This window comes from Streptomyces sp. NPDC044719 (assembly GCF_056433405.1).
Genome location: NZ_JBWKHE010000008.1, coordinates 185,682 through 209,635 on the forward strand (window position 1 = coordinate 185,682; position 23,954 = coordinate 209,635).

The following is a 23,954-nucleotide window of genomic DNA, read 5'->3' on the forward strand; positions in this document are numbered from 1 at the left end:
TGATTGATGCATTCACCCAGAGCAAGGGATCTGGGTGCTCGACCCGAGGAGGATCCCATCCCCACGCTCCGCTTCGGCGTCAACTACACGCCCCGCCGCGGCTGGTTCCACGCCTGGCACGACTTCGATCCGGGGCACGCCCGCGAGGACCTGGACCAGATCGCCGCGCTCGGCCTCGACCACGTCCGGGTCTTCCACCTGTGGCCGCTCCTCCAGCCCAACCGCACACTCATCCGCCCCGCCGCCGTGGACCAGCTCGCGCACCTGGTCGACCTGGCGGCCGAGGCCGGTCTCGACGTCCTCGTCGACGGCGTGCAGGGCCATCTGTCCAGCTTCGACTTCTACCCGGAGTGGACGCGCAGCTGGCACCACCGCAATGTCTTCACCGACCCGGAGGCCGTCGCCGCCCAGGCCGAGCTGATGCGGACCCTCGGCCGCGCCCTCGCGGGCCGTCCCAACCTCCTCGGCCTCCAGCTCGGCAACGAGCTGAACAACCTGGTCGAACACAATCCGGTGACCGCGGACGAGGTGGACCACTACCTCGACACCCTGCTGGCCGCCACCCGTGAGCATCTGCCCCCGGACCGGCTCGCGACCCACTCCGCCTACGACGCGGCCTGGTACGGCGACGACCACCCCTTCACCCCCGAGGCCTCGGCTCGCAAGGGCGATGTCACCACCGTCCACCCCTGGGTGTTCTCCGGCGACTGCGCCCGCCGCTACGGCCCCCGCTCCCCCCAGGTGCTGCACCTCGCCGAGTACGGCACGGAGCTCGCCAAGGCCTACGCCGAGGATCCGGCCCGCCCGGTCTGGGTCCAGGAGACGGGCGCCCCGGAACCCCATATCCCGGCGGCGGACGCCCCGGACTTCGCGCGGGCGACCGTGCGGAACGCGGCCGGGTGCGAGGGGCTGTGGGGCGTGACCTGGTGGTGCTCCCACGACGTGGACCGGTCTCTCGCCGACTACCCGGAACTGGAGTACACGCTGGGCCTGTTCGACGCGCGGGGCGACGCCAAGCCGATCGCCACGGCCCTGGCCGAGACCGTCGCCGAGGTGCGCGCGGGGCACCACCCCGCCCGGCCCCGCGACACGGCCCTGGTCCTGGACTGCACGCCGTCCACCCGCTCCGTCTCCGGCCCGGGAGGCGCGTACTTCGACGCGTGGATGGCCCTGCGCGCGCAGGGCGTCCACCCGGCGGTGGTCCTGGCGGGGCGGGCGGACGACGCCGCGTACCTCGCGGCGCGCGGCATCAAGGAGGTCGTACCCGTGCCGTGAGCCCTCAGACGGCCGGGATGCCCGGGCTGCCCGCCAGCGCCTCGGCTACGGCCCGCAGATTCACCCGCCCCCGCCCGTAGGAGCAGAGCGCCCCGCCCTCCGGGAGCCCGGTGTCGATCCGTACGGCGTCGGGCCGCTGCGACAGCAGGGCGGCGCGCAGCCGTTCCTGCCAGGGGTGGAGCCCGGCGTCACAGGTGGCGATGACCAGCGGCGTGTCACCGGAGGCGCGCAGGATCTCCTCCACGAAGGGGGCCGGATCCGTCGGCTCTCCGCTCACCGCGGTCCCGGTGGCCGTGGGGTCGACGGACCGCACCTCCGTCAGCAGGTCCTCGCCGCCCCAGTTGAGCGCGGGATGCGGCGGCGGGAACAGGTCGACGACATGGGCGCCCCGCACGCCCGACGGCACCGGCCGGCCGCGGACAGCCCGCCGGGCGGCCTCGAGACCGGCTCCCGCGTCCCAGCCGTCGACGGCGCCGGCGGCCGGAGCGGCGTACCGCACGGCGAGGCGCCGCACCCGCCCGGCGGCCTCCCGCACCCGCTCCTCGGGCAGCACACCGTCGCGCAGCGCGTCGAGCACCGCGTCCCGGCAGGCCAGGGTGACCTCGAGGTCCGGCACGGCCACGATGACCTGGTCGGCTCCCGCGGCGAGGGCGATCCGCGCCCCGGCGGCCTCGCCGTAGCGGTCGGCGATGGCCTTCATCTCCAGGGCGTCGCTGACCAGGACCCCGTCGAAGTCCAGCTCGTGGCGGAGCAGATCACCCAGGATGCGGCGGCTCAGGGTGGCGGGCCGCTCGGGGTCCAGCGCCGGGTAGACGACATGGGCGCTCATGATCATCGGCACGCCCGCGTCGACGGCGGCGCGGAACGGCTCCAGGTCGGCCCGCAGTTCGTCGTACGGCCGCGGGTCGACGGCCGTCCCGTGATGGCTGTCGGTCTCGGTGCCGCCGTGCCCGGGGAAGTGCTTGGCGCAGGAGGCCACACCCCGCCGCTCGGTGGCGGCGATCCAGGCCCGCAGATGCCGGGCGGCCAGGGCGGGTTCGGCGCCGAAGGACCGGGTGCGCACGATCGGGTTGCGCGGATGGTGCTGGAGGTCGGCGACGGGGGCGTAGGAGACCGTGATGCCGAGCGAGGCCAGATGCCCGGCCAGGGCGTCGGCGCAGCGGCCGGTCAGCCCGGGGTCGTCGGCCACTCCGAGCGCGTACGATCCGGGCACCTCGGGAGCGCCCGCGCCCACCAGGTGCCCGATCCCGCCGCCCTCGTTGTCGATCCCCACGAGCAGGTCCGGCCGCAGGGCCCGCAGCTCCGCGGTGAGCCGCCGCACCTGCTCCGCGTCCCGCACGTTGCGGGTGAACAGGATGACCCCGCCGAGCCCCCGGTCGACGAGCCGCTTGAGGTTGTCGGGCACGGTCGTGGTGCCGGCGAAGCCGGCGACCAGGCAGCGGTGGGCGGCCTCGTCGAGGCCGGGGGGCAGGTGCGCGGAGTGGGTCACCCCGGGAATCCTCTGGCTCGTTCAACCAAATGTCAACAGGGTGATGGATCACCCATTCAGCAAGCCGTGAACAGACCAGCCGAAACGTTCCTGAAGTTCGTCCGTCACCCACTCCCACCTCACCGGCACCGGTTAACCTCGTAAGTCACCGACGGCGAACGGGGGATTGCCCATGGTGAACGCTGATCGCACGCCGCCGGACTGCCCTGGGGGGCATGACGGCATGCCGGAGCGTGGCGCCGGGCTCCACCTCCAGGATCAGCTCGAGATCCTCATCCAGGACTTCCGCACGAGCACCGAGCCGCCGATGCCGGTGTTCGTCGTGCACGCCCAGGAGAGCGCGGACGACGACGCGGTGACCGGGCTGGTCCGGCAGCTCTACACGGGACAGGAGGCACACGGCACGCGCTGCGCGGTGGCGCAGGACGCCTACGAGGGCGCCACGGAGGTGCGCCGGGCCGCGGCCATGGTGCGGGCACTGAGCGATCCGAAGAAGTGGGGCGGCCCTAAGGCGGTCTACCGGCGCTACGCCTTCCCGCGGCTGCGGCTGGTGCATGCCATCGACGACGCGGTCGCGGCCCTCGGCGACACCTGGCCCACGCCCGAGCCGGGCAGCCCCGAGGCCAACCAGGACCAGCGGCAACGGCTGCTGAACCAGCTGGCCCAGCAGCGCTGGCGGCCGAAGAACACCGCGCGCTGGCGCTCGGGGCTGCCGCAGTTCGACATGGCGCACATCCTCCCGGCGAGCCTCGTGACCGTGCTCGCCGCGCTCATGGCCCGCAGCGAGTGGTACGTGGCGGTGGGCGCCGGTCTCGTCTTCCTGCTGCTGCTGACCGTCCTCAACTACGCCCTGCCGGGGCGGGCGCCGATCTTCCTGTGGCTGCGCAGGGAGAGCCGCTGGTTCATGACGACTACCTTCCTCAGGGCGGCGGACCACGAGGATCCCACCGAGGTCTCACTGCTGCGGCCGGTGCGGTCCTGGAAGGCGATCGCGGCCCGGGCGTACGACGTGGCCGAGGCACTGACGGCGGGCGGCGACTTCCACCTCCAGCTGTGCGTGCTCGCGCTGCGTGAGGACCTGCGCGACAACCACCGCCGCTGGAGCTGGGACCTGCGCGGCTTCAAACGGCCGCGCCCGCCGATGCTGTTCCTGCCCCACGCGGACGCCCGCAACGGCGGCGTAGAACTGATCCGGGCCATCAGTGACGTCCGCAGCCGCCGCAGTGAGCTCGACCCCTTGGTGGTGGTCGCCGCGGTGCACACGCAGGACGTGCCACGCCTGGAGCGCGGCGCGGTTCCGCCTGCGCCCGACCCGGCCCCCGTGCCGCCCAGGTTCGGCGAGCGGCTGCGCATCTGGCACCGGGAGTGGGCGCACAACCTGCGCGCCGAACAGTCGCCCAGCCGGGAGCGGTCCGTCCTGCCCTGGGTGATGAAGATCCCGCTGCCGCACGACCAGCTCGATCCCGTCGAGGAACGCACCCGGCATCTACGGGCCTCCACCCGTCCCACGCCCGCCCGGCTGGTGTGGTCCCTGCACACCCTGGTCCTGATGATCGCCCTGCTGACCGCCGGGACCGTCATGCGGGCCGACGCCCTGCACGACCGGTACTGCTCGGCGTCCGTGCTGACCGCCAACCGGGACACCCGGCGCGAGGAGACACCCGGCGGCGGCACGGAATGCATCGGCATCGCGACGGACGGCGTCCGCTTCGCCGACTGGCTGCCCGCGCCCGGCCCCGGCGACGAGCCCAAGGCCCTGACGGCCGGCGACGCGACGCCCTGGACGGTGGACGAGCTGGAGGACCGCATCGCCGGGCAGAACGCGAACGTCCTCGCCCACCACGCCGGCAAGTACGTCACCGTCGTCTACGCCGGGCCGCTGAGCGCCGACGCCTCGGACGGCTCCTCGCTCGTGAAGGGCGCCGAGGAACTGGCGGGCGTGTATCTGGCCCAGGCCGTCGTCAACAAGAACTCCAGTGTGAAGCTGCGGGTCCTGCTCGCCAACGGCGGCGTGGACCTGGGCCACCAGGAGGAGATGGCCGAGCAGATCGCCGCGTACGCGGCCGAGGACCCGACCGTGGTGGGGGTCGTGGGCACCGGCCGCGACCTGAAGTCGAGCAGGGCGACGACCCGCACGCTGATGGAGGCAGGCCTGCCGGTCGTCTCCGGCACGAACTCCGCCACTTATCTGCCCCGCGAGTTCGCCAACTGGTTCAGCCTGGCCGCCACGGACCAGTGGCAGATCGAGCAGCTCGGACTGATCGCGGCCCAGTTGCGCACACCGAACCGGCGGCAGTACTCCCTCGTCCTCGCCCGCGACACGGCGAAGACCGACGACCTCTACACCGACGAACAGGCCCGCTACGGCCAGGACATGCTGCGCCGGAAGGGCTTCACGCCGCTCGATCAGCGCCGCTACACCCTCAGCGGCGGCAAGCCGGAACTCCGCTCGCACGCCCAGGAGATCTGCCGGGGCGGCCGGGTTCCCTCGGTGATCTACTTCGCCGGCCGGGTGGAGGACATCGATCCCCTGATGACCCAGCTGGGCACCGAGCCGGGCTGCGCCGGAACACCCCTGGCCATCCTCACCGGCGACGACCTGTCCAAGGCCGACTTCACCGCCGGCGGACAGTCCGTAGCGCCGAAGGTCACGCTCTACCACTCGGCCCTGGCCGAACTGCGGACGGCCGCCGACACGACCACCTTCTACCTGGACGCGGCCGCACACCTGCCGGGACTGCGGGGCGGGAACCTGCGCTACCACAGCCCCGCCCTGGCCAGCGGCCAGACCGCCCTGGCGCACGACGCGACCCGCGCCCTGTACTGGGCGGCCACCCGGGACGACCGGCCCCAGAGCCGCGCCTCGACCTGGGTGAACCTGCGCAACGTCAAGATCGAGGGCATGGCGACCGGCACCATCGACTTCACCCGTGCCCCGCTGTACGGCGATCGCACGGGTCACAGCATCGTCCTCAAGGAGGTCAGCCGCGCGCGCGACGGCATCTCCGAGACGAGGGTAGTTTGCGGCCGCGCCGCCGGGGAAACGAAGCGGCTCACACAGGAGGAATGCCGGATCCGACGCTGAGGGCTGTCTCAGTCCTCAGCGGCCGTCAGGCGCAGCGCGATGCTGTTGATGCAGTACCGCTGGTCCGTGGGCGTGGGATACCCCTCGCCCGCGAACACGTGCCCGAGGTGCGAGCCGCAGCGCGCGCAGCGCACCTCGGTGCGCACCATGCCGTGGGTCCGGTCCTCGATCAGTTCCACCGCGTCGGTGTCCCTCGGGTCGAAGAAGGACGGCCAGCCGCAGTGGGACTCGAACTTCGTGTCCGAGGTGAACAGGTCCGCGCCGCAGGCGCGGCAGGAGTAGACCCCCTGGGTCTTGGTGTCGGTGTACTCACCGGTGAAGGCGGGCTCCGTGGCCGCCTGGCGCAGCACCGCGTACTCGCCAGGGCTCAGCTCCGCGCGCCACTGCTCGTCCGGCTTCTCGACGTCGTACGGCATGAGCCTCCAGCCCCTCAGTTCGACAGACGGTCCAGGATGCGCGGGCCGAGGTCGGTGACGTCGCCCGCTCCCATGGTGAGAACGAGATCACCGGGCTTCGCCATTCCCGCGACGACCGAGGGGACGTCCGCCTTGTCGTGCACCGGCGTCACGTCCGCGCCCGCCGCCCGGGCCGCCTCGATGATCAGCTCGCTGGTCACGCCCGGGATCGGGTCCTCGCGGGCCGGGTAGATGTCCAGCACGACCGAGGCGTCCGCGAGGGCCAGGGACTGGCCCATCTCCTTGCCCAGCTCCTGCGTGCGCGAGAAGAGATGCGGCTGGAAGACGACCAGGATCCGGGAGTCGCCCGCCGCCGCGCGCATGGCCTCCAGGTCGGCGGTCATCTCGGTGGGGTGGTGCGCGTAGGAGTCGATGACCTGCACGCCCGCGGCCTCGCCCTTGAGCTGGAGCCGCCGCTTCACGCCCGTGTACGCGCCCAGCGCCCGGGCCAGCTCCTCGGCGGGGACGCCGAGCGCCACGCCCGCCGCCAGCGCGGCCACCGCGTTGTGCGCGTAGTGCCGGCCGGGGACGGAGACCGTGAAAGTCAGCTCCTTGCCCTCCAGCACCACGGTGACCTCGCTCTTCAGGCCCTGCGGCACGACCGACAGGATGCGCACGCCGGAGTCCTCGGACTCGCCGTACGTCACCACCCGCACGCCGCGTCCCGTGACCCGGCGGGTCAGCTCCCGCGCGCCCTCGTGGTCGGCCGCGATCACCAGCGTGCCGCCCTCGGTGATCCGGTCCACGAACGTCTCGAACGACGCGTAGATCTCGTCCATCGAGGCGTAGTTGGCGTGGTGGTCCAGCTCGACGTTGAGGATGATCGCGACCTCGGGCGCGTACTTGTGGAAGCTGCGGTCCGACTCGTCCGCCTCGGCGACGAAGATCTCGCCGTCGCCGTGCAGCGCGTTGGAGCCGGGCGCGTCCAGGTCCCCGCCGATCGCGTACGACGGCGTCAGGCCCAGCTCGCTCAGCGACACCGCCAGCATCGAGGTCGTGGTCGTCTTGCCGTGCGTACCGGCGACCGCGATCGGCCGCAGGCCCTCCATCAGGGCGGCGAGCGCGTCGGAGCGGTGCACGACGGGGATGCCGAGCGCTGCCGCGCGGGCCAGCTCGGGGTTGTCCTGCCGGATCGCGGACGACACGACCACACAGCTCGCGTCGTCGGCCAGATGCTCCGTGGCGTGCCCGATGTGCACCGTCACACCCAGCGCCCGCAGCGCCTCGGCCGTCGCCGACTCCTTCGCGTCACTGCCCGCCACGACGGCCCCGCGCTGGGCGAGGATCTTCGCGATACCCGACATCCCGGCCCCACCGATCCCGATGAAGTGCGGTCGGTCCATGGCGGTGGGAAGGCCGGGTGCCATGCATATCTCCAAGAGCGTTCTGGGACGGTGGGCGTCCCACAGCCTATTTCAGATGCGCCACCACATCGGACCGGCACTACGCCTTGCTGTGCGAGAACAGCTTCAGCACCGGCACCCCCACCTTGTGCCGGGCCCGGGACGCCCAGTCCCGGTGGAAGAACTCCTCCACGTAGTGGGGGTCGGTCAGCACGATGACCTCGTCCGCGCCGACCTCCTCCACCAAGGACTTCAGCGCGTCCAGCGGATGGTCCTCGATCAACCGTCCCTCCGCCCCGCTCCCGGACGTCCGCAGCGCCGCGAGGGACACCTCCAGCGCCCGCTGCCCGACGCTCAGCGCCTCCTCGCCCTCCGGCGTCTCGCCCTCGCGGACGGCGTCGTCGAGTTCGCCGAGCGCTACGTCGTCGATGGCCCGCAGCAGACGGTCGGCCTGCTCGCCGCGCGGCTGGAGCAGCACCTGGAAGGAGACCTGCTCCTCCCCGTGCAAGGTGGTGACGAACTCCACGTCAGCGGACGTCAGGGCCTTCTCGATCATCAATACGCTTGTGAACACCAGGCGCCCCTTCTGATCCTTGCGGAAACCATCCTGCCCCGTGGTCGCACGGGAGCTGCCGGATCCAGTGTGCCCTCCGGAATCCAAACAGAACGGCATATTTCGAACCTACCGACCGGTCCGGCTTCCTGATCGCCGACACCTGTACCTCCGTGCCGCTACCCCGAGCCGCGCGGTTCAGTACGTCAGGACCGTCCGTACCTCGTGAACAGGAAGCCGTCCTCCTCCAGCATCGACAGCAGCGAGAACCGCCGCGGGACGGTGACGGCGGGCCCCCCGGCGATGCGCTGCGCGTCGCCCGCGGTGAGCATCGGGGAGACGGTCAGACAGAGCTCGTCGAGCACGCCGGCCGCCACCAGCTGCCCCAGCAGCCGCGGGCCGCCCTCGGTCAGCAGCCGGGTGTGGCCCAGGTCGGCGAGGGCCTGAACGGCACGGGCGGGGTCCACTCCGATGCCGTCCCCCGCGGTCACCACCCGCGCGCCCGCCTTCTCGGCGGTGGCGACGCGGTCCGGGGCGGCGGCGGCTCCCGTGAGGACCAGAGTGGGCACCAGGGGCGAGGTGAACAGCGGGAGCGAGAAGTCCAGGTCGAGGCTGGCGGTGACGACCGCGATCGCGGGGGCGGGGGATTGCCCGGCCGCCTCCCGCGCCGCCGCGAACTCGGCACGCGCGCGTGCCGGCCGGTAGCCCTCCTGGCGCACCGTCTCCGCGCCGACGACGACCACGTCCGCCAGCGCCCGCAGCGTGCCGAAGATCCGCATGTCGGTCGCGCTGGAGATGGGCTGCGAACGGCCGTCGTGCTGGGCGGCCCCGTCCAGCGTGGACACCATGTTGGCGCGCAGCCACGGCAGCGGCCCCCCGGGCCCCGGCTCGGGATAGGCGTAGGCGGCCGCCAGCTCGGCCAGGCCCCACTCCCGCCCGGCCCCTTCCTCGCCGGACCCGCCACCCGGGGCCGGAGCTGCTGTTTCATCGGTCACAGGGAACAGACGTCGCATGCCGTGCAGTGTTCCACGCGCCCGCGGGCCTGCCCGGCAGACCAAGCCGTGGTCGCGGGCGTTACCAGGTCAGCGTGGGATCCGGCACAGCTTGGTCCGCCGGGCAGGCCCTAGCATGGTGAACCGTGTCCTCCTCCCCCGCTCCCTCCGGTACCGGCCCGATAGCCGAAGCGGCCCCGCTGTCCCTGTGCGCCCGTGAGCCGCACGTCCCCGCGGATCGGCTGGTCGCCGAGATGGTGCCGCCGCCGCGGTTCGACTCGGTGCGCTTCAGCACGTACATCCCGGACCCGAACCAGCCCAGCCAGACCGAGGCCGTCCAGGTCCTGGAGAGCTTCGCGGCAGGCCTCGGCCAGGGAGCGGCCGGTTCCGGCAAGCGGCGGCTGTTCGGTTTCGGCAAGGCGCCGAAGAAGGCCCCGGCCGGCCCGCGCGGCGTCTACCTCGACGGCGGCTACGGCGTGGGCAAGACCCACCTGCTGGCCTCCCTGTGGCACGCCACGCCGGCCGAGCCCGAGCTCAAGGCTTTCGGCACCTTCGTGGAGCTGACCAACCTGGTCGGCGCGCTCGGGTTCCAGAAGACCGTCCAGACCCTGTCCGGCCACCGCCTGCTGTGCATCGACGAGTTCGAGCTCGACGACCCGGGCGACACCGTCCTGGTCTCCACCCTGCTCGGCAAGCTCGTCGACGCGGGCGTGGCGCTCGCCGCCACCTCCAACACACTGCCCGGCAAGCTCGGTGAGGGCCGGTTCGCCGCGGCCGACTTCCTGCGGGAGATCCAGGGTCTGTCGGCGCACTTCCGGGCCCTGCGCATCGACGGCGAGGACTACCGCCACCGCGGTCTGCCCGAGGCGCCGCCGCCGTACTCCGACGAAGAGGTGACCCGGACGGCGCACGCCACCGAGGGCGCCTCCCTCGACGCGTTCTCGCCCCTCCTGGAGCACCTCGCCCGGGTCCACCCCAGCCGGTACGGCGCGTTGACCGACGGAATCGGGGCCGTGTGCCTCACCGGTGTGCGGCCGGTTCCCGACCAGTCGACGGCCCTCAGGCTGGTCGTCCTGGCGGACCGGCTCTACGACCGCGAGGTGCCCGTGATGGCCTCGGGTCTGCCCTTCGACCAGCTCTTCAGCGAGGAGATGCTGAACGGCGGCTACCGCAAGAAGTACTTCCGGGCCATCTCCCGGCTCACCGCCCTGGCCCGCGACGCGGGCAAGCTGGCGAACTCCCGGTAACCACAACCCCAATACCGCGCCAACTGCCGTGAGGCCTAGGGGTGGTTCAAGCCAACCCACCCACGGTTTTCAGGCTCTCTTCAGCTTGAAACGTTAAGTTAACCCTGCAAATGACTTTGCAGGGTTAACGTGTTTCTTGACCAGTCATTGACCAAGTGTTGGTCAGCGCTAGACGTGTGAATCACCTGAAGGGGGGCGCATGTACCGAGGTACGACGGCACGGACCGTGGTTTCGATCCTCGCCGCCGTCCTGCTCGCCCTTCAGTTCTTCGCACCGACGGCGTCCTTCGCATCCGCGCACACACCCCGTAAAGCCGAGGCCAAGGCTCAGCCCGGAACTGAACCCTCCGGCGCGTCCTCGCGCCCCGGAACCAAGTTCGCCGGGAAGGCACTGCGCGACGAGATCGCCACCTGCCGCGCCGGACACCACGGGGACCCGACCGGTCCCCTGCGGACCCGCGACCGGCTCCACGCCGACTCCGCGCCCTGCGCGCCGGAGCGGACCCTGCTGCGGCACATCCAGCCGGCAGCACCGGACCAGGTCAGAGCCGGCGCCGCACATCATCGCGCGTCGAGATCCTCGACGTCGCACACACCGGCAGCGCTTCAGGTCTTCCGCTGCTGAGGAACAGAGTCGTTCCTTCCCCCACCTCTGTCATGCCCGTCCGACGCGCTCCCCACCGCGCGCCAGGAGGAGTCACCACACTCATGCAACCCCTCATCGACAACGCCCGCACGCACGGACAGCGCCCTGAGGAGTTCGCCCGCCTCGCCGAGGGCCAGTCCCCCGACGTCCTGTTCATCACCTGCTCCGACTCCAGGGTCGTACCGGCCCTGATCACGGGCGCCCGGCCCGGCGAGCTCTTCGAGCTGCGCACCGCGGGCAACGTAGTTCCCCCCTACGCCTTCGGACACCCCACCTCGGAGGCGGCCACGATCGAGTACGCCGTGGAAGTCCTGGGCGTCAAGGAGATCGTGGTCTGCGGCCACTCGCACTGCGGCGCCGTCGGCGCGGTGGTGCGGGGCGACGACCTCACCGGCGTCCCCGCCGTGCGGGACTGGCTCGCCCACGCCTGCGACGAGCCCAAGTGCGCGGACCCGACCGACAAGACGGTCACCGAAGCCGTGCAGAACCACGTCCTGACCCAGGTGGAGCGGCTGCGCTCGTACCCGTGCGTGGAGAGCCGTCTGACGGACGGCCGGCTCCGGCTGCACGCCTGGTTCTACGAAGTGCACACCGGCACCGTGCGGGACCACCGCGCGGACACCGACTCCTTCGAGAAGCTGTGAGGGACACCATGACCAAGTTCCCTTACCTGAGGCAGGACTTCACCGCCTCGCTCGTCGTGTTCCTGGTCGCGCTCCCGCTGTGCGTGGGCGTGGCCGTCGCCTCCGGTGTCCCGGCCGAACTCGGCCTGATCACCGGCATCGTGGGCGGACTCGTCACCGGATTCCTGCCGGGCAGCAGCCTCCAGGTGTCCGGACCGGCCGCCGGTCTGACCGTGCTGGTCTTCGAGGCCGTCGACACCTACGGGCTGCCCGCACTCGGTGTGATCGTGCTGGCCGCCGGTCTGCTGCAGCTCATCATGGGCGCCCTGAAGCTCGGCCGCTGGTTCCGCGCGATATCCGTCTCGGTCGTCGAGGGCATGCTGGCCGGAATCGGTCTGGTGCTCATCGCCGGTCAGCTGTATGCGACGGCCGGACTGAAGGCGCCCGCCTCCGGCATCGACAAGATCCTGGGCCTGCCCGGAGCCGCCGCCGACGCGCTCGGCAGCACCAAGGCGCTCACCTCGCTCGCACTCGGCGCGGCCACCATCGCGGTGATGGTGCTGTGGAAGAAGCTGCCGAAGCAGGCGCAGGCCGTTCCCGGCGCGCTCGCCGCGGTGATCCTGGCGATCGCGGCGACCGCCGCGTTCAACCTGCCGGTCGACACCGTCAAGGTGCAGGGGCTGCTGGACTCCATCCAGCCCCCCGGTCTCGACACCTTCGGCAGCGTGGGGGTCGGCATCATCGGCACGATCATCGCCTTCACCCTGATCGCCTCCGCCGAGAGCCTCTTCAGCGCCGCCGCGGTGGACCGGCTGCACGACGGACCGCGCACCCAGTACGACAAGGAGCTCATGGCGCAGGGCGCGGGCAACACGCTCTGCGGTGTGCTCGGCGCGCTGCCGATGACCGCGGTCATCGTCCGCAGCTCGGCCAACGTCAGCGCGGGCGCCAAGACCAAGGCCTCCCGGGTGATGCACGGCGTGTGGCTGCTCCTCTTCGCGGCGCTCCTGCCGGCCACGCTGGCCCTCATCCCGCTGCCCGCGCTCGCCGGCATCCTGGTCCACGCGGGCTTCAAGCTCATCCCGTTCCGCAAGATCGTGCCGCTGTGGCGTGAGCACCGGGGCGAGGCGGTCATCCTGGTCGTCACCGCCGTGTCGATCGTCGCCGTGAACATGTTCGAGGGTGTCCTGATCGGTCTGGCCCTGTCGGTCGTCAAGACCGCCTGGGAGGCCTCGCACATCAAGCTCGAGGTCATCGACAAGGGCGCCGGTCCCATCCAGGCGTACCTGTCGGGCAACGCCACGTTCCTGCGGCTGCCGAAGATCCTGGACAGCCTGGAGAGCCTGCCGCAGGACCGCCCCGTCGAGCTGGACCTGAAGGGCCTGCACCACCTCGACCACGCCTGCCGCACGGCCCTGGAGAGCTGGGCCGAACGCCACAGCGCGACGGGCACGGAGCCGGTGAAGGTCACGGAGCCCGAGCTGGAGTCCGAGCAGTCGAAAGAGGGCGAGAAGGTGACGGTGGCCTAGCGGCTCGCCGCAGCACCGACACCCCCGGCCCGGGACGCGCCCCCCAGCGCGCCCCGGGCCGTTCGCATGTCCGCCCCGGACCGGTGGGGGACGGGTCGCGCGGTTCCCCGTGCCGCCGGGGCATGGCCCCGGACCCCTGTCCCGGCATATCGTTGCAGGAATAGACAAAACGGACCTCTGAACGGGGAGGTCGTCATGCTCCAAGAGCTGGTCGCGGCGGTAGTGGCCGCCGGAGCCGCCGGTCTGGTCTATGTGGCCTCGGCGGCGCGGATCGTCAAGCAGTACGAGCGCGGGCTCGTCTTCCGGCTCGGGCGCGTGCACGGGGACGTGCGGCGGCCCGGGTTCACCATGATCCTTCCCGCGGTGGACCGGATGCGCAAAGTCAATCTGCAGATCGTGACGATGCCCGTCCCCGCCCAGGAGGGCATCACCCGCGACAACGTCACCGTGCGGGTCGACGCGGTGGTGTACTTCAAGGTCGTGGACCCGGCGGCCGCGATCGTCAACGTCGAGGACTACCGCTTCGCCGTCTCCCAGATGGCACAGACCTCCCTGCGGTCGATCATCGGCAAGAGCGAGCTGGACGACCTGCTGTCCAACCGGGAGAAGCTCAACCAGGGCCTGGAGCTGATGATCGACAGTCCGGCCGTGGAGTGGGGCGTGACCATCGACCGGGTGGAGATCAAGGACGTGTCCCTGCCGGACACGATGAAGCGCTCCATGGCCCGCCAGGCCGAGGCCGACCGGGAGCGGCGGGCGCGTCTGATCAACGCGGACGCCGAGTACCAGGCCTCCAAGAAGCTGGCCCAGGCCGCGCACCAGATGGCCGACACGCCGTCCGCGCTCCAGCTGCGGCTGCTCCAGACCGTGATGGCCGTGGCGGCGGAGAAGAACTCCACGCTGGTGCTCCCCATCCCGGTGGAACTGCTGCGGTTCCTGGAACGGGGCCACGAAGAGGGCCGGCAGACCCAGACGCAGGCACAGGAACAGGCGCAGACGCCCGAACAGACACAGGCCTCCCTCGACACGGCGGAACACCCCCTGGACAAGACGGAACAGGCCATGGAAGAGCTGCGACGGGCGGTGGAGCAGTGACCCGCGCTACGCGCGTGGTTCACGCCGCCCTCACCAGGTGATAGACACAGCGGGATCACAGTTCCTGTCCGCCAGCAGGAAGGTTCCGCCATGACCAAGACCGGTCCTATCGCCACCCGACGTCAGGTGCTCGCCGGAACGGGCGCCCTGGGCATCGGGATCGGATTCTCCGGTGCCCTGTCCGAACTCTTCACCGGCACCGCCGCCGCGCAGGGCCTCGGCCACCACGGCTACGGCCCGCTCGTCCCCGATCCGAAGGGCCTGCTCGACCTCCCGGAGGGCTTCCGCTACCGGGTCCTCTCCCGCGAGGGGGACCGGCTCCGTTCGGGTGAGGGCATGGTCCCCTCCAACCACGACGGCATGTCGGCCTTCGCGGGCAAAGGCGGCCGGGTCCATCTGGTCCGCAATCACGAGAACCGCGCCGACGGCAAGGTCCCGGTCCCCACGATCGAGGGCCTCACCTACGACCCGGCCGGAAAGGGCGGCTGTACGGCCCTGACGCTGGACGCGCGCAACAACGTCGTGTCGGAACGCGTCGCGATCGCCGGCACCGCCGTGAACTGCGCGGGCGGCCCCACCCCGTGGGGCACCTGGCTGACCTGCGAGGAGACCGAGGACAAGGCCGGCACCAACGGCTACACCAAGGACCACGGCTTCATCTTCGAGGTCGACCCGGCCGACCCGCGCCGCACCGGAGCCGTACCGCTGACCGCGATGGGCCGCTTCCAGCACGAGGCGATCGCCGTCGACCCCCGGCGGGGTGTGGTGTACGAGACGGAGGACGCCTTCGAGAAGCCCTTCGGCCTCTTCTACCGGTTCCTGCCCAAGAAGCCGCTGGGCGGCCGGGGTTCGCTGCGCGCGGGCGGCCGGCTCCAGGCCATGCGGGTGCCCGGCGTGCCCGACCTGTCCACGATCCAGGACATCGGCGCCGAGTTCGACGGCATCGAGTGGGTGGACGTACCGGACCCGGGGGCCGCGCAGACGCCCATCCGGTTCCAGGACTTCGGCCGCGGGGGCGTCACCCACGCGCAGAAGCTGGAGGGCTGCTACTGGGGCGGCCGTTCGGTGTACTTCGTGTCGTCCTTCGCCCGCCGCTCGGACGGTTCGACGGCCGACCACTACGGGCAGATCTGGCGCTACGACCCCGAGCGCCGCCGGCTGACCCTGGTGATCGTCTTCGGCCCGGACACCGACATCCAGCTGCCGGGAGAGTCGCCGGACAACATCTGCCTGGCGCCCAGCGGCGGCCTCATGGTCTGCGAGGACGGCAACGGCGCCCAGCACGTCTACGGCGTGACCCGGCGCGGCGAGGTGTACGCGATGGCCCGCGGACGCCAGAACATCGGCACCCCCGAGAAGCCCGAGTGGGGTGAGTTCGCCGGTGTCACCTTCTCCCCCGACGGCGACACGATGTACGTCAACTGCTACACACCCGGCACCACGTTCGCGGTGACGGGCCCCTGGCGCCGGTAGCCGCGGCCACGCTCCCGACCGGGGCGCCGGGTGCGGAACCCGGCGCCCGGGCGGACGATCGGGACACAGGACCGAACGGCTGAGGGGGTCCGGTGGCGAAGAAGGACAAGAGGCCGGGCAGCGGCGCCTCGCTCCGGGAGCGGCTGCGCGTCCCCATAGGCGAGCGGCTCGACCTGTCCCGTCACGACGCCGCCGCCACCCCCGGCGGCCCGGACGGCAAGACGGCCGGCAAGGCCGCCACGGCCCGGATCGGCGAGCGTCTCGCCACCCTCCAGGAGCGGCTGTGGGCGGCGAGCACCGCGGGCGACCACCGCCGTGTCCTGCTGGTCCTCCAGGGCATGGACACCAGCGGCAAGGGCGGCACGGTCAAGCACGTCATCGGCCTGCTCAACCCGTCCGGCTGCCGGATCACGGCGTTCAAGGCGCCCACGGCCGAGGAGCGCGCGCACCCCTTCCTGTGGCGCGTGGAGAAGGCGCTTCCCGTCCCTGGCGAACTGGGCATCTTCGATCGCTCCCACTACGAGGACGTCCTGATCGCCCGCGTCCGGGACCTCGCCCACGCCACCGAGATCAGCCGGCGCTACGAGCAGATCAACCGCTTCGAGAAGTCACTCGCCGACGCCGGGGTGACCCTGGTCAAGTGCTTCCTGCACATCTCCTTCGAAGAACAGCGCCGCCGGCTGCTCAGACGCCTCGACAATCCGGAGAAGCGCTGGAAGTTCGCCGCTTCCGACATCGACGACCGCACCCTGTGGCCCGCGTACCAGGAGGCCTACGAGATCGCTCTGGAGCGCTGCGGCACCTCGTACGCGCCCTGGTACCTGGTTCCGGCCGATCACAAGTGGTACCGCAACTGGGCGGTCAGCACGCTGCTCCTGGAGCATCTGGAGGAGCTGGACCCGCGGTATCCCGAGGCGGACTTCGATGTGGCGGAGTGCCGTCAGCGGCTGCTGCGGCAGCCCTGACCGGGCCGGTCAGGCGGCCAGCAGGGCGTCGATCTGGCCGACGGCCTCCTTCAGGCCCTCCTCCATGCCCATGGTGACCAGCTGCTCCATCTGCTCACGGGAGTCGAAGAGGGAGCGCATCTCCATCCGGGTGCCGCCGCCGTGTTCGGTGAGGGTCACCCGCACCGACGTCGTCGGCATGTCGTCCTTGGGCTTTCCGTCGTCGTCGGCGAAGCCGTCGGTGAACTCCAGGGCCGTCGGCGGGGTGACCGAGGAGATCCGCCACCAGCCGTGGTGCCGGTCGCCCTCCGGTCCGGTCATGAAGTACGTGACGTCGCCGCCGGGGGTCAGGTCGTGCCGCTCCACGGTCGCCGGGTAGGCCGGCGGTCCCCACCAGCGCTCCAGCTGCCGGGGGTCGGCCCACAGCCGCCACACCCGCTCGACGGGGGCGGCGAAGTCGGCGACCAGGGTCAGGGTGAGGTGGTCGAGGTCCTTGTCGACACTGGTGACACTCATCTCTCGGGTCCTTCCGTCGCGTCGTTCTCTTCGGTTCCGGGGTCCTCGGCGAGCAGCCGGGCCATCCGGTCCACGCGCCCGCGCCATGCCGACTCGAGTTCGTCGAGGGCCTGGCGTGCGCGGCCCACCGCTTCGGGGTCCGTGCACACGAGCTGCTCCCGTCCGCTGCGCTGCTTGGTGACGAGACCCGCCCGCTCCAGCACGGCGACGTGCTTCTGCACGGCCGCGAAGCTCATCGGGTAGGACTCGGCCAGCCGCGACACCGACAGCTCCCCGCGCACGCAGCGGCGCAGTATGTCCCGGCGCGTGGTGTCGGCCAGGGCGTGGAACAGCCGGTCCACCGTCTCGTCGCTCAACTCATCTACAACCATTTGGTTGTACGTTAGCTCGGCCGGCCCGCCCTGTAAAGCGACACGCCTGGCCGCTGAAGCGGGCGCTCTGGGGTACTCGGCGACTCATGAGCGAGAAGGAGCAGGTCAGCAGCTCGTACTGGCTACAGACGGCACCGGACGGCCGCCACCCGGCTCTGGCCGAGGACGTGGACGTCGACGTGGCGGTGATCGGCGCCGGGATCGCCGGACTGTGCACGGCGTGGGAGCTGACGCGGGCCGGACGGAGCGTGGCGGTGCTGGAGGCCGGGCGGGTCGCGGCCGGCGTCACCGGGCACACCACCGCCAAGGTCACCGCCCTGCACACCCTGGTCTACGACAAGCTGCGGCGCACCCGCGGCCCCGAGGGCGCGCGGCTGTACGCGCGCTCCCAGTCCGAGGCGATCGAGCGCGCGGCCGGGATCGCCGAGGAACTCGGCATCGACTGCGAGTGGGAGAGCCGGAGCGCCTACACCTACGCGTGCGACGCGGGCCGGGTGGACGAACTGCGCGCCGAGGCGCGGGCGGCCGCCGAGGCCGGGCTGCCCGCCTCGTTCGTGACGGAGACCGGGCTGCCCTTCCCGGTGGCGGGCGCGGTCCGGGTCACCGGGCAGGCCCAGTTCCACCCGCGCAAGTACCTGCTGGCCCTCGCCTCCGACCTGGCCGAACGCGGCGGGCGCATCTACGAGGACACCGCCGTCCTCGGCCTGGACGAGGGCGAGCCGTGCCGGCTGTCGACCACGACCGGGGCGACGGTCAGGGCCCGGGACGTCGTCGTCGCGACGCACTACCCGATCTTCGACCGGGCCCTGCTGTTCGCCCGGCTGTCGCCGCGCCGCGAGCTGGTCGTGGCCGGGACGATCCCCGCGGAGCGAGACCCGGACGGCATGTTCATCACGCCCGACGAGGGCATCCGCTCGGTGCGCACGGCACCGCACGAGGGCGACCGGCGGCTGCTCGTGGTCACCGGCGAGCACTTCACACCGGGCACCGGCGACCCGCGGGCCCGCTTCGAACGCCTCACGGCCTGGGCCATGGACCACTTCCCGGACCTGGACGTCACCCACCGCTGGGCCACTCAGGACATCGACCCCACCGACACCGTGCCGATGGTCGGCCCGCTGCACCCGGGGGCGCGGCACGCGTACGTGGCCACCGGCTTCGGCGGCTGGGGCATGAGCGGCGGCATGATGGCGGGACGCCTCCTCACCGCGCAGATCATGGGCGAGGAGTGCGAGTGGAGCGGTCTGTACGACCCGCGGCGGCTGAAGCCCGCCGTGCGTGAGGCGCCGTCGTTCCTCAAGACCCAGGCCAAGGTCGCCGGGCACTTCGTGGGCGATCGGCTGCGGCCCGCCCCTCCGGTGGAGGCCCTGCCGCCCGGCGAGGGGGCCGTGGTCCGCGCCGGCGGCCATCGCCTCGCGGTCTACCGTGACGACGACGGCACCCTGCACGCCGTCTCCGCCCGCTGCACCCACCTGGGCTGCCTGGTCGCCTTCAACGGCGCCGAACGCGCCTGGGAGTGCCCCTGCCACGGCTCCCGTTTCGACACCGACGGCAAGGTGATCCAGGGCCCGGCGACCAAGCCGCTGGAGCAACGGGACATCTGACGGCCGAGTGACACCCGCGGTCGGCACGCATAAGGGAACGATCCCGCTCATATCTTCATACGGTGATCGCCCTTCTCCGCCGTGCCGCCGCCGTGTGCGCCCTGAGCACGGCCCTCGCCGCCTGCGGTACCGCCCACCCCCCGCGGGCGGTCACCGCGCCGGTGCCCGCGCCGTCGCCGAGGCACCCCACCCTCGCCCCCGGTCCGGCCGGCCTCACGCCCGTCTTCGAGCACGGTCCCCGCACCCGCGGCCGGACCGTCGCGCTGACCTTCGACGCCGACATGACCGCCGGGCAGGGGGCGCGGGCGGCGGCGGGCGAGCGGTTCGACCATCCGCGGCTGATCTCGACGCTGCGCGCGCTCAAGGTGCGGGCCACCGTGTTCATGACCGGGCGGTGGGCCGATGAGTACCCGGATCAGGCCTGCTCCATCGGCCGGGACCCGCTTTTCGAGGTCGCCAACCACTCCTACAGCCACTACGCCTACACAGCGGACTGCTACGGCCTGCCGACCGTGCCCGAGGAGCGGAAGCGGTCGGACGTGGAGCGGGCGTACGCCGCGTTCCGCAGGGCCGGCGTACGGGATCCGCTGCCGTACTTCCGCTTCCCCGGCGGCTGTTACGACCGCCGGGCCCTGAAGGCCCTGACCCCGACCGGGGTGACCGCCGTGCAGTGGGACGTGGTCGGCGGTGACGCGTTCGAAACGGACCCGGACGTGGTGGCCCGGCAGGTGCTGGACGGGGTGCGGCCCGGCTCGGTGGTCGTGCTGCACTGCACCCGCAGCGCCGCGCCGGCGACCGAACGGGCCGTGCGGAGAATCGTGCCGGAGCTGCGCCGCAGGGGCTTCCGGTTCGTGAAGGTGTCCGAGCTGGTCGGGGCCGTGGGCGGGCGGCCCTGACCGGCCTACGCTGGAGGCATGAGCGAGGACGACTACTGTCTGATCGACTCGGCCAGGCCGCCCCGGGCCGAGGGGCCGCCGTACGCCGAGTGCGTGCTGTGCCGGGAGCCCACGGAGTACCCGGAGTCGTACAAGGGCATCACGCTCTGCCCGGTCTGCGAGTGGCAGGAGGCACAGCGCACGGCCTGCTCGGGGTGACCCGCACGATCTTGCGGCTGGCACACTGGGCCGTGTGAGCGAACACCCGGCGCCCGTGAGCGACAGCCCCTTCCGGTCCGAGCCCTCGGCGCGCGACACGGCACCCCAGTTCGTGCTGCCGCTGGTCGTGCGGATCGAGCGGGCGGACCCGCCGGCGCGTACGGACGCGCTCGAGACGGCCGCGCTGGCCGTGCTGACGATCCTGGGCGACGAGCGCTCGGCCGGCGACGGCGAGTGGGCGCAGGCCATGCGGGACTGGCAGGACGCCCGGATCCGCAAAGTGGTGCGGCGGGCGCGCGGCGCCGAGTGGCGGCGGGCCGAGGCGCTGCCCGGCATCACGGTCACCGGCGAGTCGGCCCAGGTGCGGGTCTTCCCGCCGGTCCCGCTGGACGGCTGGCCCAAGGACCTGGCCCGGCTCCAGGTCTCCGGCACCGACCTGGACGACCGGCAACCGCCGGTGGACGCCGACCCGGCCGCCCCCGTGCTGTGGGTGAACCCGAACCTCGGCATGACGGCAGGCAAGGCGATGGCCCAGGCGGGCCACGCCGCCCAGCTGGCGTGGTGGGAGCTGACCGACGAGGAGCGGTCCGCCTGGCACGACGCGGGCTTCCCGCTCGCCGTACGGACCGCCGCCCCGGCCCGCTGGCCGGAACTGACGGACAGCGGGCTGCCGGTGGTCCGGGACGCGGGGTTCACGGAGATCGCCCCCGGCGCCACGTTCGCGGTGGAGGGGGTCGACCGTGTCCGCGCCCTCGCACGCGAGGGACGGCCGTAGGGCAGGCGCGTCAGGCCGTGATGGGGGTCACGGCGTCAACACGCCGCCGAGGGAGCGCACCGCTGGCTCCCGGACGCGGTCAGCCGGACCCTCCGGCCGAGTCCCTGACGTCCCTGACGGAGCCGCGGGACGTCCACCCGTTCGGCGCAGCCGCGGACGCGCCGGCCGCGGGCGGGTGCTCCAGTGGGGTTACCAGTCGACCCGACCCAGGAGGCAGCCATGACCAGCGCAGCGCACCCTCCCCCCACTCCCCCCGCCCCCGACCGGACGCCCGGCGGCTCCGGCAGCGGCGCCGATTCCTGGGCGGCCGGGGGGCTCACCCTCGGCGGCACCCTGATGGTCGTCTACGGCCTCTTCGCGGTGTTCCAGGGCATCGCGGCGATCGCGAACGACGAGGTGTACACGAGCTTCGGCGAGTACGTCTTCGCGTTCGACCTGACCGCGTGGGGCTGGATCCACCTGGTCGTCGGGGTGCTCGTGGTGCTGGCCGGACTCGGCCTGTTCACCGGGGCGACCTGGGCGCGGGTGGCCGGCGCGGGCGTGGTCGGGCTGGCGCTGATCGCGAACTTCATCTGGCTGCCGTACCAGCCGTTCTGGTCGATCATCATGATCGTGACAGGTCTGTTCGTCCTGTGGTCGGTGTTCAACTACCGCTCCTCCAGCACGGCGTAGTAGGCGCCGGCCGGGTCAGTTCGGCGGCGGACGCCGGTCCCGGTCGGCGACCACCGTGTGCAGCCGACGGGTCAGCGCGGTGGCCGCCGCGGTGAGGAAGACGAACGTGTACAGGATCTGCAGGACGGCCACCATGCGGGCCTCCTGGCCGCTCGGCGTGATGTCGCCGTAGCCGACGGTCGCGAGCGTGACGACGGTGAAGTACAGCGCGTCGACCCGGGTGCGCAGACCGACGAACTGGCCCGGCTGCTGGGCGAGGGCGTAGTAGCCGGACGAGAAGACCAGCACGGCCAGGCACATCAGCAGCGAGATCATGAGGCCCGACCGGGCCTGCGGCTTCTCCAGCACCACGTCGCGCACATGACGCAGCCAGCAGCGCGGCCACGAGCGTCAGGCTCAGCACGAACAGCGGCCAGCCCAGCCAGGGGCGGTCGGCACCGAGCCCTTCGAGCGGCAACAGGAAGTAGGCCGTGCCGCCCGCCACGAGCAGGGCTCCGGCCCCGATCCGCAGCCGGCGGACACCGGCCGCCCCGGAATCCGGCTCCCGCTCACGCGCGGGGCGCTGCGGCTGCTCGCTGCCTTCGGGCACAGTTCCGGTCTACGACGTATCAGGGGGCGGCGCGAGCCCGGTGCCTCCGTCGGTGAACCTCAAATGTTCCTCTGAAGGCGTCCGCGGCAGGGTTCGGGGCCGGGCGGCTGGGCCATACCCCCCTCACGTTCGAGGATCGGGCCGTGCGGAGGAGGGGGACGAATGCAGCGACTGGGGACGGGCATCGGATGGCGACCGGAGATCGCGGACGCCGTGGAGCGCATGCCGGGGATCGAGTGGGTCGAAGCGGTGGCCGAGAACCTCTGCCCCGGGCACCTGCCCGAATCGCTGCTGCGGCTGCGCGAACGCGGCGTCACGGTGGTGCCGCACGGCGTCTCGCTGGGCCTCGGGGGTGCGGACCGGCCCGACGAGGACCGGCTGGCCGCGCTGGCCGAGCGGGTGGAGGCGCTCGGCTCGCCGCTGGTCACCGAGCACATCGCGTTCGTACGGGCGGGCGGTGCGCTGACGGCGTCCCCGCGCCTGGAGGCGGGTCATCTGCTGCCCGTCCCCCGGACCCGGGACGCCCTCGACGTCCTCTGCGAGAACGTCCGCATCGCGCAGGAGTCACTGCCGGTGCCGCTGGCCGTCGAGAACATCGCCGCGCTGATCTCCTGGCCGGGCGAGGAGATGACGGAGGGCCAGTTCCTGTACGAGCTGGCCGACCGGACGGGGGTCCGTCTCCTCATCGACGTGGCCAACCTGCACACCAACCACGTCAACCGCGGCGAGGATCCGGCCAAGGCCCTCGCCGAGCTGCCCCTCGAGGCCATCGCCTACGTCCATGTCGCGGGCGGCTTCGAACGCGACGGCGTCTGGCACGACAGCCACGCCCACCCCGTCCCCCGGCCGGTCCTCGACATCCTGACCGACCTCGCCTCCCGCGTCTGTCCACCGGGCGTCCTCCTGGAGCGCGACGAGAACTTCCCGGAGCCGGCGGAACTGGAGCGGGAGCTGGGCGCGATCCGGCACGCGCTGGAGACGGGCGCGGTCGACCGCGTGAAGACGCAGCTGCTGGAGGCGGGCACCGCGGCCACGCGACGGGCGGAGGCGGGCCCCGACGGTGAGCCGCCCGCCGGTGCCGGGCCGCGAGGCACAGAGACCGGGGCGGTCGGGGCGACACGGGGCGCCTTCGACCTGCCCCACCCCGGTGCGCGTGAGCGGGTGGGGCTCGCGCAGGCCGCGTTGCTGTCCGCGCTGGTCGCCGGGACGCCCGTGCCCGAGGGGTTCGACCGGGTACGGGTCGGCGTGCAGGCGCGGGCGCTCGCCGCGAAGCGGGCGGACGTCGTGGGGAAGGTCGCGCCCGAGCTGCCGGAGATCCTCGGGGAGGACTACCGCCCCGCCTTCCTCGGGTACGCCCAGACCCACCCGATGACCGACGGTTACCGGCGCGACGCCCTCACCTTCGCCGAGCACCTGCTGTCCACCGGGCGGCCCGGGGACGCGCAGGCGCGGCGGGAACTACGGGAGTGGTGGCTGGAGCGGTCGGGCCCGGCTCCGCGCTCCCGGCGCCCGGCCCACCGGCTCGCTCGCGCCACCCGCAGGGTCCTGCTGCGGCGTTGAGGGGAGCCCCACTCCGAAAAGGAG

The 23,954-nt window shown here is 72.2% G+C and carries 22 protein-coding genes and 1 pseudogene; 15 read left to right on the forward strand and 8 right to left on the reverse strand.

Annotation, left to right across the window (positions count from 1 at the left end):
• Positions 1-6: 6 nt before the first annotated feature.
• A complete protein-coding gene (locus tag AC07DF_RS30355; RefSeq protein ID WP_478978384.1) occupies positions 7-1,275 on the forward strand; it encodes a glycoside hydrolase 5 family protein in 1,269 nt (422 codons plus the stop codon).
• Positions 1,276-1,279: 4 nt separating this feature from the next.
• On the opposite strand, the gene nagZ is transcribed toward AC07DF_RS30355, so the two are convergent.
• On the reverse strand, positions 1,280-2,764 hold the full coding sequence (gene nagZ / locus AC07DF_RS30360; RefSeq protein ID WP_478978387.1) for a beta-N-acetylhexosaminidase: 1,485 nt from the start codon (positions 2,762-2,764) through the stop codon (positions 1,280-1,282).
• Positions 2,765-2,987: 223 nt separating this feature from the next.
• On the opposite strand from nagZ, the gene AC07DF_RS30365 reads away from it, so the two are divergent.
• Entirely contained in the window at positions 2,988-5,849 is a 2,862-nt protein-coding gene (locus tag AC07DF_RS30365; RefSeq protein WP_478978390.1) for an ABC transporter substrate-binding protein, read from the forward strand.
• 8 nt (positions 5,850-5,857) lie between these two features.
• Here AC07DF_RS30365 and msrB read toward each other — a convergent pair whose 3' ends face one another.
• The 4 genes from msrB to AC07DF_RS30385 all read right to left on the reverse strand — a co-directional run bounded on the left by msrB (position 5,858) and on the right by AC07DF_RS30385 (position 9,213).
• Positions 5,858-6,265, reverse strand: coding sequence for a peptide-methionine (R)-S-oxide reductase MsrB (gene msrB / locus AC07DF_RS30370; protein ID WP_193476612.1), 408 nt, complete (start codon positions 6,263-6,265; stop codon positions 5,858-5,860).
• Between the two features lie 14 nt (positions 6,266-6,279).
• Positions 6,280-7,671 carry a UDP-N-acetylmuramate--L-alanine ligase gene (gene murC / locus AC07DF_RS30375; protein WP_478978394.1) on the reverse strand — a complete coding sequence of 464 codons (1,392 nt, stop codon included), beginning with the start codon at positions 7,669-7,671 and terminating at the stop codon, positions 6,280-6,282.
• Between the two features lie 76 nt (positions 7,672-7,747).
• Positions 7,748-8,221, reverse strand: coding sequence for an indole-3-glycerol phosphate synthase (locus tag AC07DF_RS30380; RefSeq protein WP_432968061.1), 474 nt, complete (start codon positions 8,219-8,221; stop codon positions 7,748-7,750).
• A 185-nt stretch (positions 8,222-8,406) separates the two neighbouring features.
• A complete protein-coding gene (locus AC07DF_RS30385) occupies positions 8,407-9,213 on the reverse strand; it encodes a pyrimidine reductase family protein (RefSeq protein ID WP_478978398.1) in 807 nt (268 codons plus the stop codon).
• Between the two features lie 125 nt (positions 9,214-9,338).
• Here AC07DF_RS30385 and zapE point away from each other — a divergent pair, with 125 nt between their 5' ends.
• The 7 genes from zapE (at position 9,339) to AC07DF_RS30420 (ending at position 16,770) form a co-directional block, all read left to right on the forward strand.
• Complete coding sequence (gene zapE, locus AC07DF_RS30390; RefSeq protein WP_478978401.1) at positions 9,339-10,439, forward strand: cell division protein ZapE; 1,101 nt, start codon at positions 9,339-9,341, stop codon at positions 10,437-10,439.
• A 199-nt stretch (positions 10,440-10,638) separates the two neighbouring features.
• Positions 10,639-11,064: a hypothetical protein gene (locus AC07DF_RS30395; RefSeq protein WP_478978404.1), complete on the forward strand. Its 426-nt coding sequence runs from the start codon at positions 10,639-10,641 to the stop codon at positions 11,062-11,064.
• 83 nt (positions 11,065-11,147) lie between these two features.
• Complete coding sequence (locus AC07DF_RS30400; protein WP_382496071.1) at positions 11,148-11,729, forward strand: carbonic anhydrase; 582 nt, start codon at positions 11,148-11,150, stop codon at positions 11,727-11,729.
• An 8-nt stretch (positions 11,730-11,737) separates the two neighbouring features.
• Positions 11,738-13,237 carry a SulP family inorganic anion transporter gene (locus AC07DF_RS30405; RefSeq protein WP_478978408.1) on the forward strand — a complete coding sequence of 500 codons (1,500 nt, stop codon included), beginning with the start codon at positions 11,738-11,740 and terminating at the stop codon, positions 13,235-13,237.
• A 195-nt stretch (positions 13,238-13,432) separates the two neighbouring features.
• Positions 13,433-14,332 carry a slipin family protein gene (locus AC07DF_RS30410; RefSeq protein ID WP_478978411.1) on the forward strand — a complete coding sequence of 300 codons (900 nt, stop codon included), beginning with the start codon at positions 13,433-13,435 and terminating at the stop codon, positions 14,330-14,332.
• 90 nt (positions 14,333-14,422) lie between these two features.
• Positions 14,423-15,805: a PhoX family protein gene (locus tag AC07DF_RS30415; protein ID WP_478978414.1), complete on the forward strand. Its 1,383-nt coding sequence runs from the start codon at positions 14,423-14,425 to the stop codon at positions 15,803-15,805.
• A 92-nt stretch (positions 15,806-15,897) separates the two neighbouring features.
• Entirely contained in the window at positions 15,898-16,770 is an 873-nt protein-coding gene (locus AC07DF_RS30420) for a PPK2 family polyphosphate kinase (RefSeq protein ID WP_478978417.1), read from the forward strand.
• 9 nt (positions 16,771-16,779) lie between these two features.
• Here AC07DF_RS30420 and AC07DF_RS30425 read toward each other — a convergent pair whose 3' ends face one another.
• Together AC07DF_RS30425 and AC07DF_RS30430 are read right to left on the reverse strand one after the other, a co-directional pair.
• Positions 16,780-17,265: an SRPBCC family protein gene (locus AC07DF_RS30425; protein ID WP_478978420.1), complete on the reverse strand. Its 486-nt coding sequence runs from the start codon at positions 17,263-17,265 to the stop codon at positions 16,780-16,782.
• Entirely contained in the window at positions 17,262-17,636 is a 375-nt protein-coding gene (locus AC07DF_RS30430) for an ArsR/SmtB family transcription factor (RefSeq protein WP_478978423.1), read from the reverse strand. The genes AC07DF_RS30425 and AC07DF_RS30430 overlap by 4 nt, the downstream gene beginning before the upstream one ends.
• An 86-nt stretch (positions 17,637-17,722) precedes the next feature.
• Here AC07DF_RS30430 and AC07DF_RS30435 point away from each other — a divergent pair, with 86 nt between their 5' ends.
• The 5 genes from AC07DF_RS30435 to AC07DF_RS30455 all read left to right on the forward strand — a co-directional run bounded on the left by AC07DF_RS30435 (position 17,723) and on the right by AC07DF_RS30455 (position 21,781).
• Positions 17,723-19,240, forward strand: coding sequence for an FAD-dependent oxidoreductase (locus AC07DF_RS30435; protein ID WP_478978426.1), 1,518 nt, complete (start codon positions 17,723-17,725; stop codon positions 19,238-19,240).
• 62 nt (positions 19,241-19,302) lie between these two features.
• Complete coding sequence (locus AC07DF_RS30440) at positions 19,303-20,136, forward strand: polysaccharide deacetylase family protein (protein ID WP_478978429.1); 834 nt, start codon at positions 19,303-19,305, stop codon at positions 20,134-20,136.
• Positions 20,137-20,154: 18 nt separating this feature from the next.
• Positions 20,155-20,334, forward strand: coding sequence for a hypothetical protein (locus AC07DF_RS30445; protein ID WP_478978432.1), 180 nt, complete (start codon positions 20,155-20,157; stop codon positions 20,332-20,334).
• Positions 20,335-20,368: 34 nt separating this feature from the next.
• Entirely contained in the window at positions 20,369-21,109 is a 741-nt protein-coding gene (locus AC07DF_RS30450) for a peptidyl-tRNA hydrolase (RefSeq protein ID WP_478978435.1), read from the forward strand.
• A gap of 219 nt (positions 21,110-21,328) precedes the next feature.
• Complete coding sequence (locus AC07DF_RS30455) at positions 21,329-21,781, forward strand: DUF7144 family membrane protein (protein WP_478978438.1); 453 nt, start codon at positions 21,329-21,331, stop codon at positions 21,779-21,781.
• Between the two features lie 15 nt (positions 21,782-21,796).
• Here AC07DF_RS30455 and AC07DF_RS30460 read toward each other — a convergent pair.
• Positions 21,797-22,292, reverse strand: a pseudogene (locus tag AC07DF_RS30460) (potassium channel family protein).
• Positions 22,293-22,532: 240 nt separating this feature from the next.
• Between AC07DF_RS30460 and AC07DF_RS30465 the strand changes: the two are divergent.
• The gene (locus AC07DF_RS30465; RefSeq protein WP_478978441.1) at positions 22,533-23,930 is read left to right on the forward strand and encodes an MbnB/TglH/ChrH family RiPP precursor modification enzyme; all 1,398 of its coding nucleotides are present in this window, start codon (positions 22,533-22,535) and stop codon (positions 23,928-23,930) included.
• Positions 23,931-23,954 lie beyond the last annotated feature (24 nt).

Excerpts from the sequence above, each read along its gene's own strand:
- AC07DF_RS30365 (WP_478978390.1), top strand. The coding sequence starts at position 2,988 with ATGCCGGAGCGTGGCGCCGGGCTCCACCTCCAGGATCAGCTCGAGATC.
- AC07DF_RS30435 (WP_478978426.1), top strand. The coding sequence starts at position 17,723 with ATGAGCGAGAAGGAGCAGGTCAGCAGCTCGTACTGGCTACAGACGGCA.
- AC07DF_RS30455 (WP_478978438.1), top strand. The coding sequence starts at position 21,329 with ATGACCAGCGCAGCGCACCCTCCCCCCACTCCCCCCGCCCCCGACCGG.
- AC07DF_RS30430 (WP_478978423.1), bottom strand. The coding sequence starts at position 17,636 with ATGGTTGTAGATGAGTTGAGCGACGAGACGGTGGACCGGCTGTTCCAC.
- AC07DF_RS30415 (WP_478978414.1), top strand. The coding sequence starts at position 14,423 with ATGACCAAGACCGGTCCTATCGCCACCCGACGTCAGGTGCTCGCCGGA.
- AC07DF_RS30355 (WP_478978384.1), top strand. The coding sequence starts at position 7 with ATGCATTCACCCAGAGCAAGGGATCTGGGTGCTCGACCCGAGGAGGAT.
- murC (WP_478978394.1), bottom strand. The coding sequence starts at position 7,671 with ATGGCACCCGGCCTTCCCACCGCCATGGACCGACCGCACTTCATCGGG.
- AC07DF_RS30400 (WP_382496071.1), top strand. The coding sequence starts at position 11,148 with ATGCAACCCCTCATCGACAACGCCCGCACGCACGGACAGCGCCCTGAG.
- AC07DF_RS30410 (WP_478978411.1), top strand. The coding sequence starts at position 13,433 with ATGCTCCAAGAGCTGGTCGCGGCGGTAGTGGCCGCCGGAGCCGCCGGT.
- AC07DF_RS30465 (WP_478978441.1), top strand. The coding sequence starts at position 22,533 with ATGCAGCGACTGGGGACGGGCATCGGATGGCGACCGGAGATCGCGGAC.
- AC07DF_RS30445 (WP_478978432.1), top strand. The coding sequence starts at position 20,155 with ATGAGCGAGGACGACTACTGTCTGATCGACTCGGCCAGGCCGCCCCGG.
- AC07DF_RS30405 (WP_478978408.1), top strand. The coding sequence starts at position 11,738 with ATGACCAAGTTCCCTTACCTGAGGCAGGACTTCACCGCCTCGCTCGTC.
- msrB (WP_193476612.1), bottom strand. The coding sequence starts at position 6,265 with ATGCCGTACGACGTCGAGAAGCCGGACGAGCAGTGGCGCGCGGAGCTG.
- AC07DF_RS30395 (WP_478978404.1), top strand. The coding sequence starts at position 10,639 with ATGTACCGAGGTACGACGGCACGGACCGTGGTTTCGATCCTCGCCGCC.
- AC07DF_RS30425 (WP_478978420.1), bottom strand. The coding sequence starts at position 17,265 with ATGAGTGTCACCAGTGTCGACAAGGACCTCGACCACCTCACCCTGACC.
- AC07DF_RS30385 (WP_478978398.1), bottom strand. The coding sequence starts at position 9,213 with ATGCGACGTCTGTTCCCTGTGACCGATGAAACAGCAGCTCCGGCCCCG.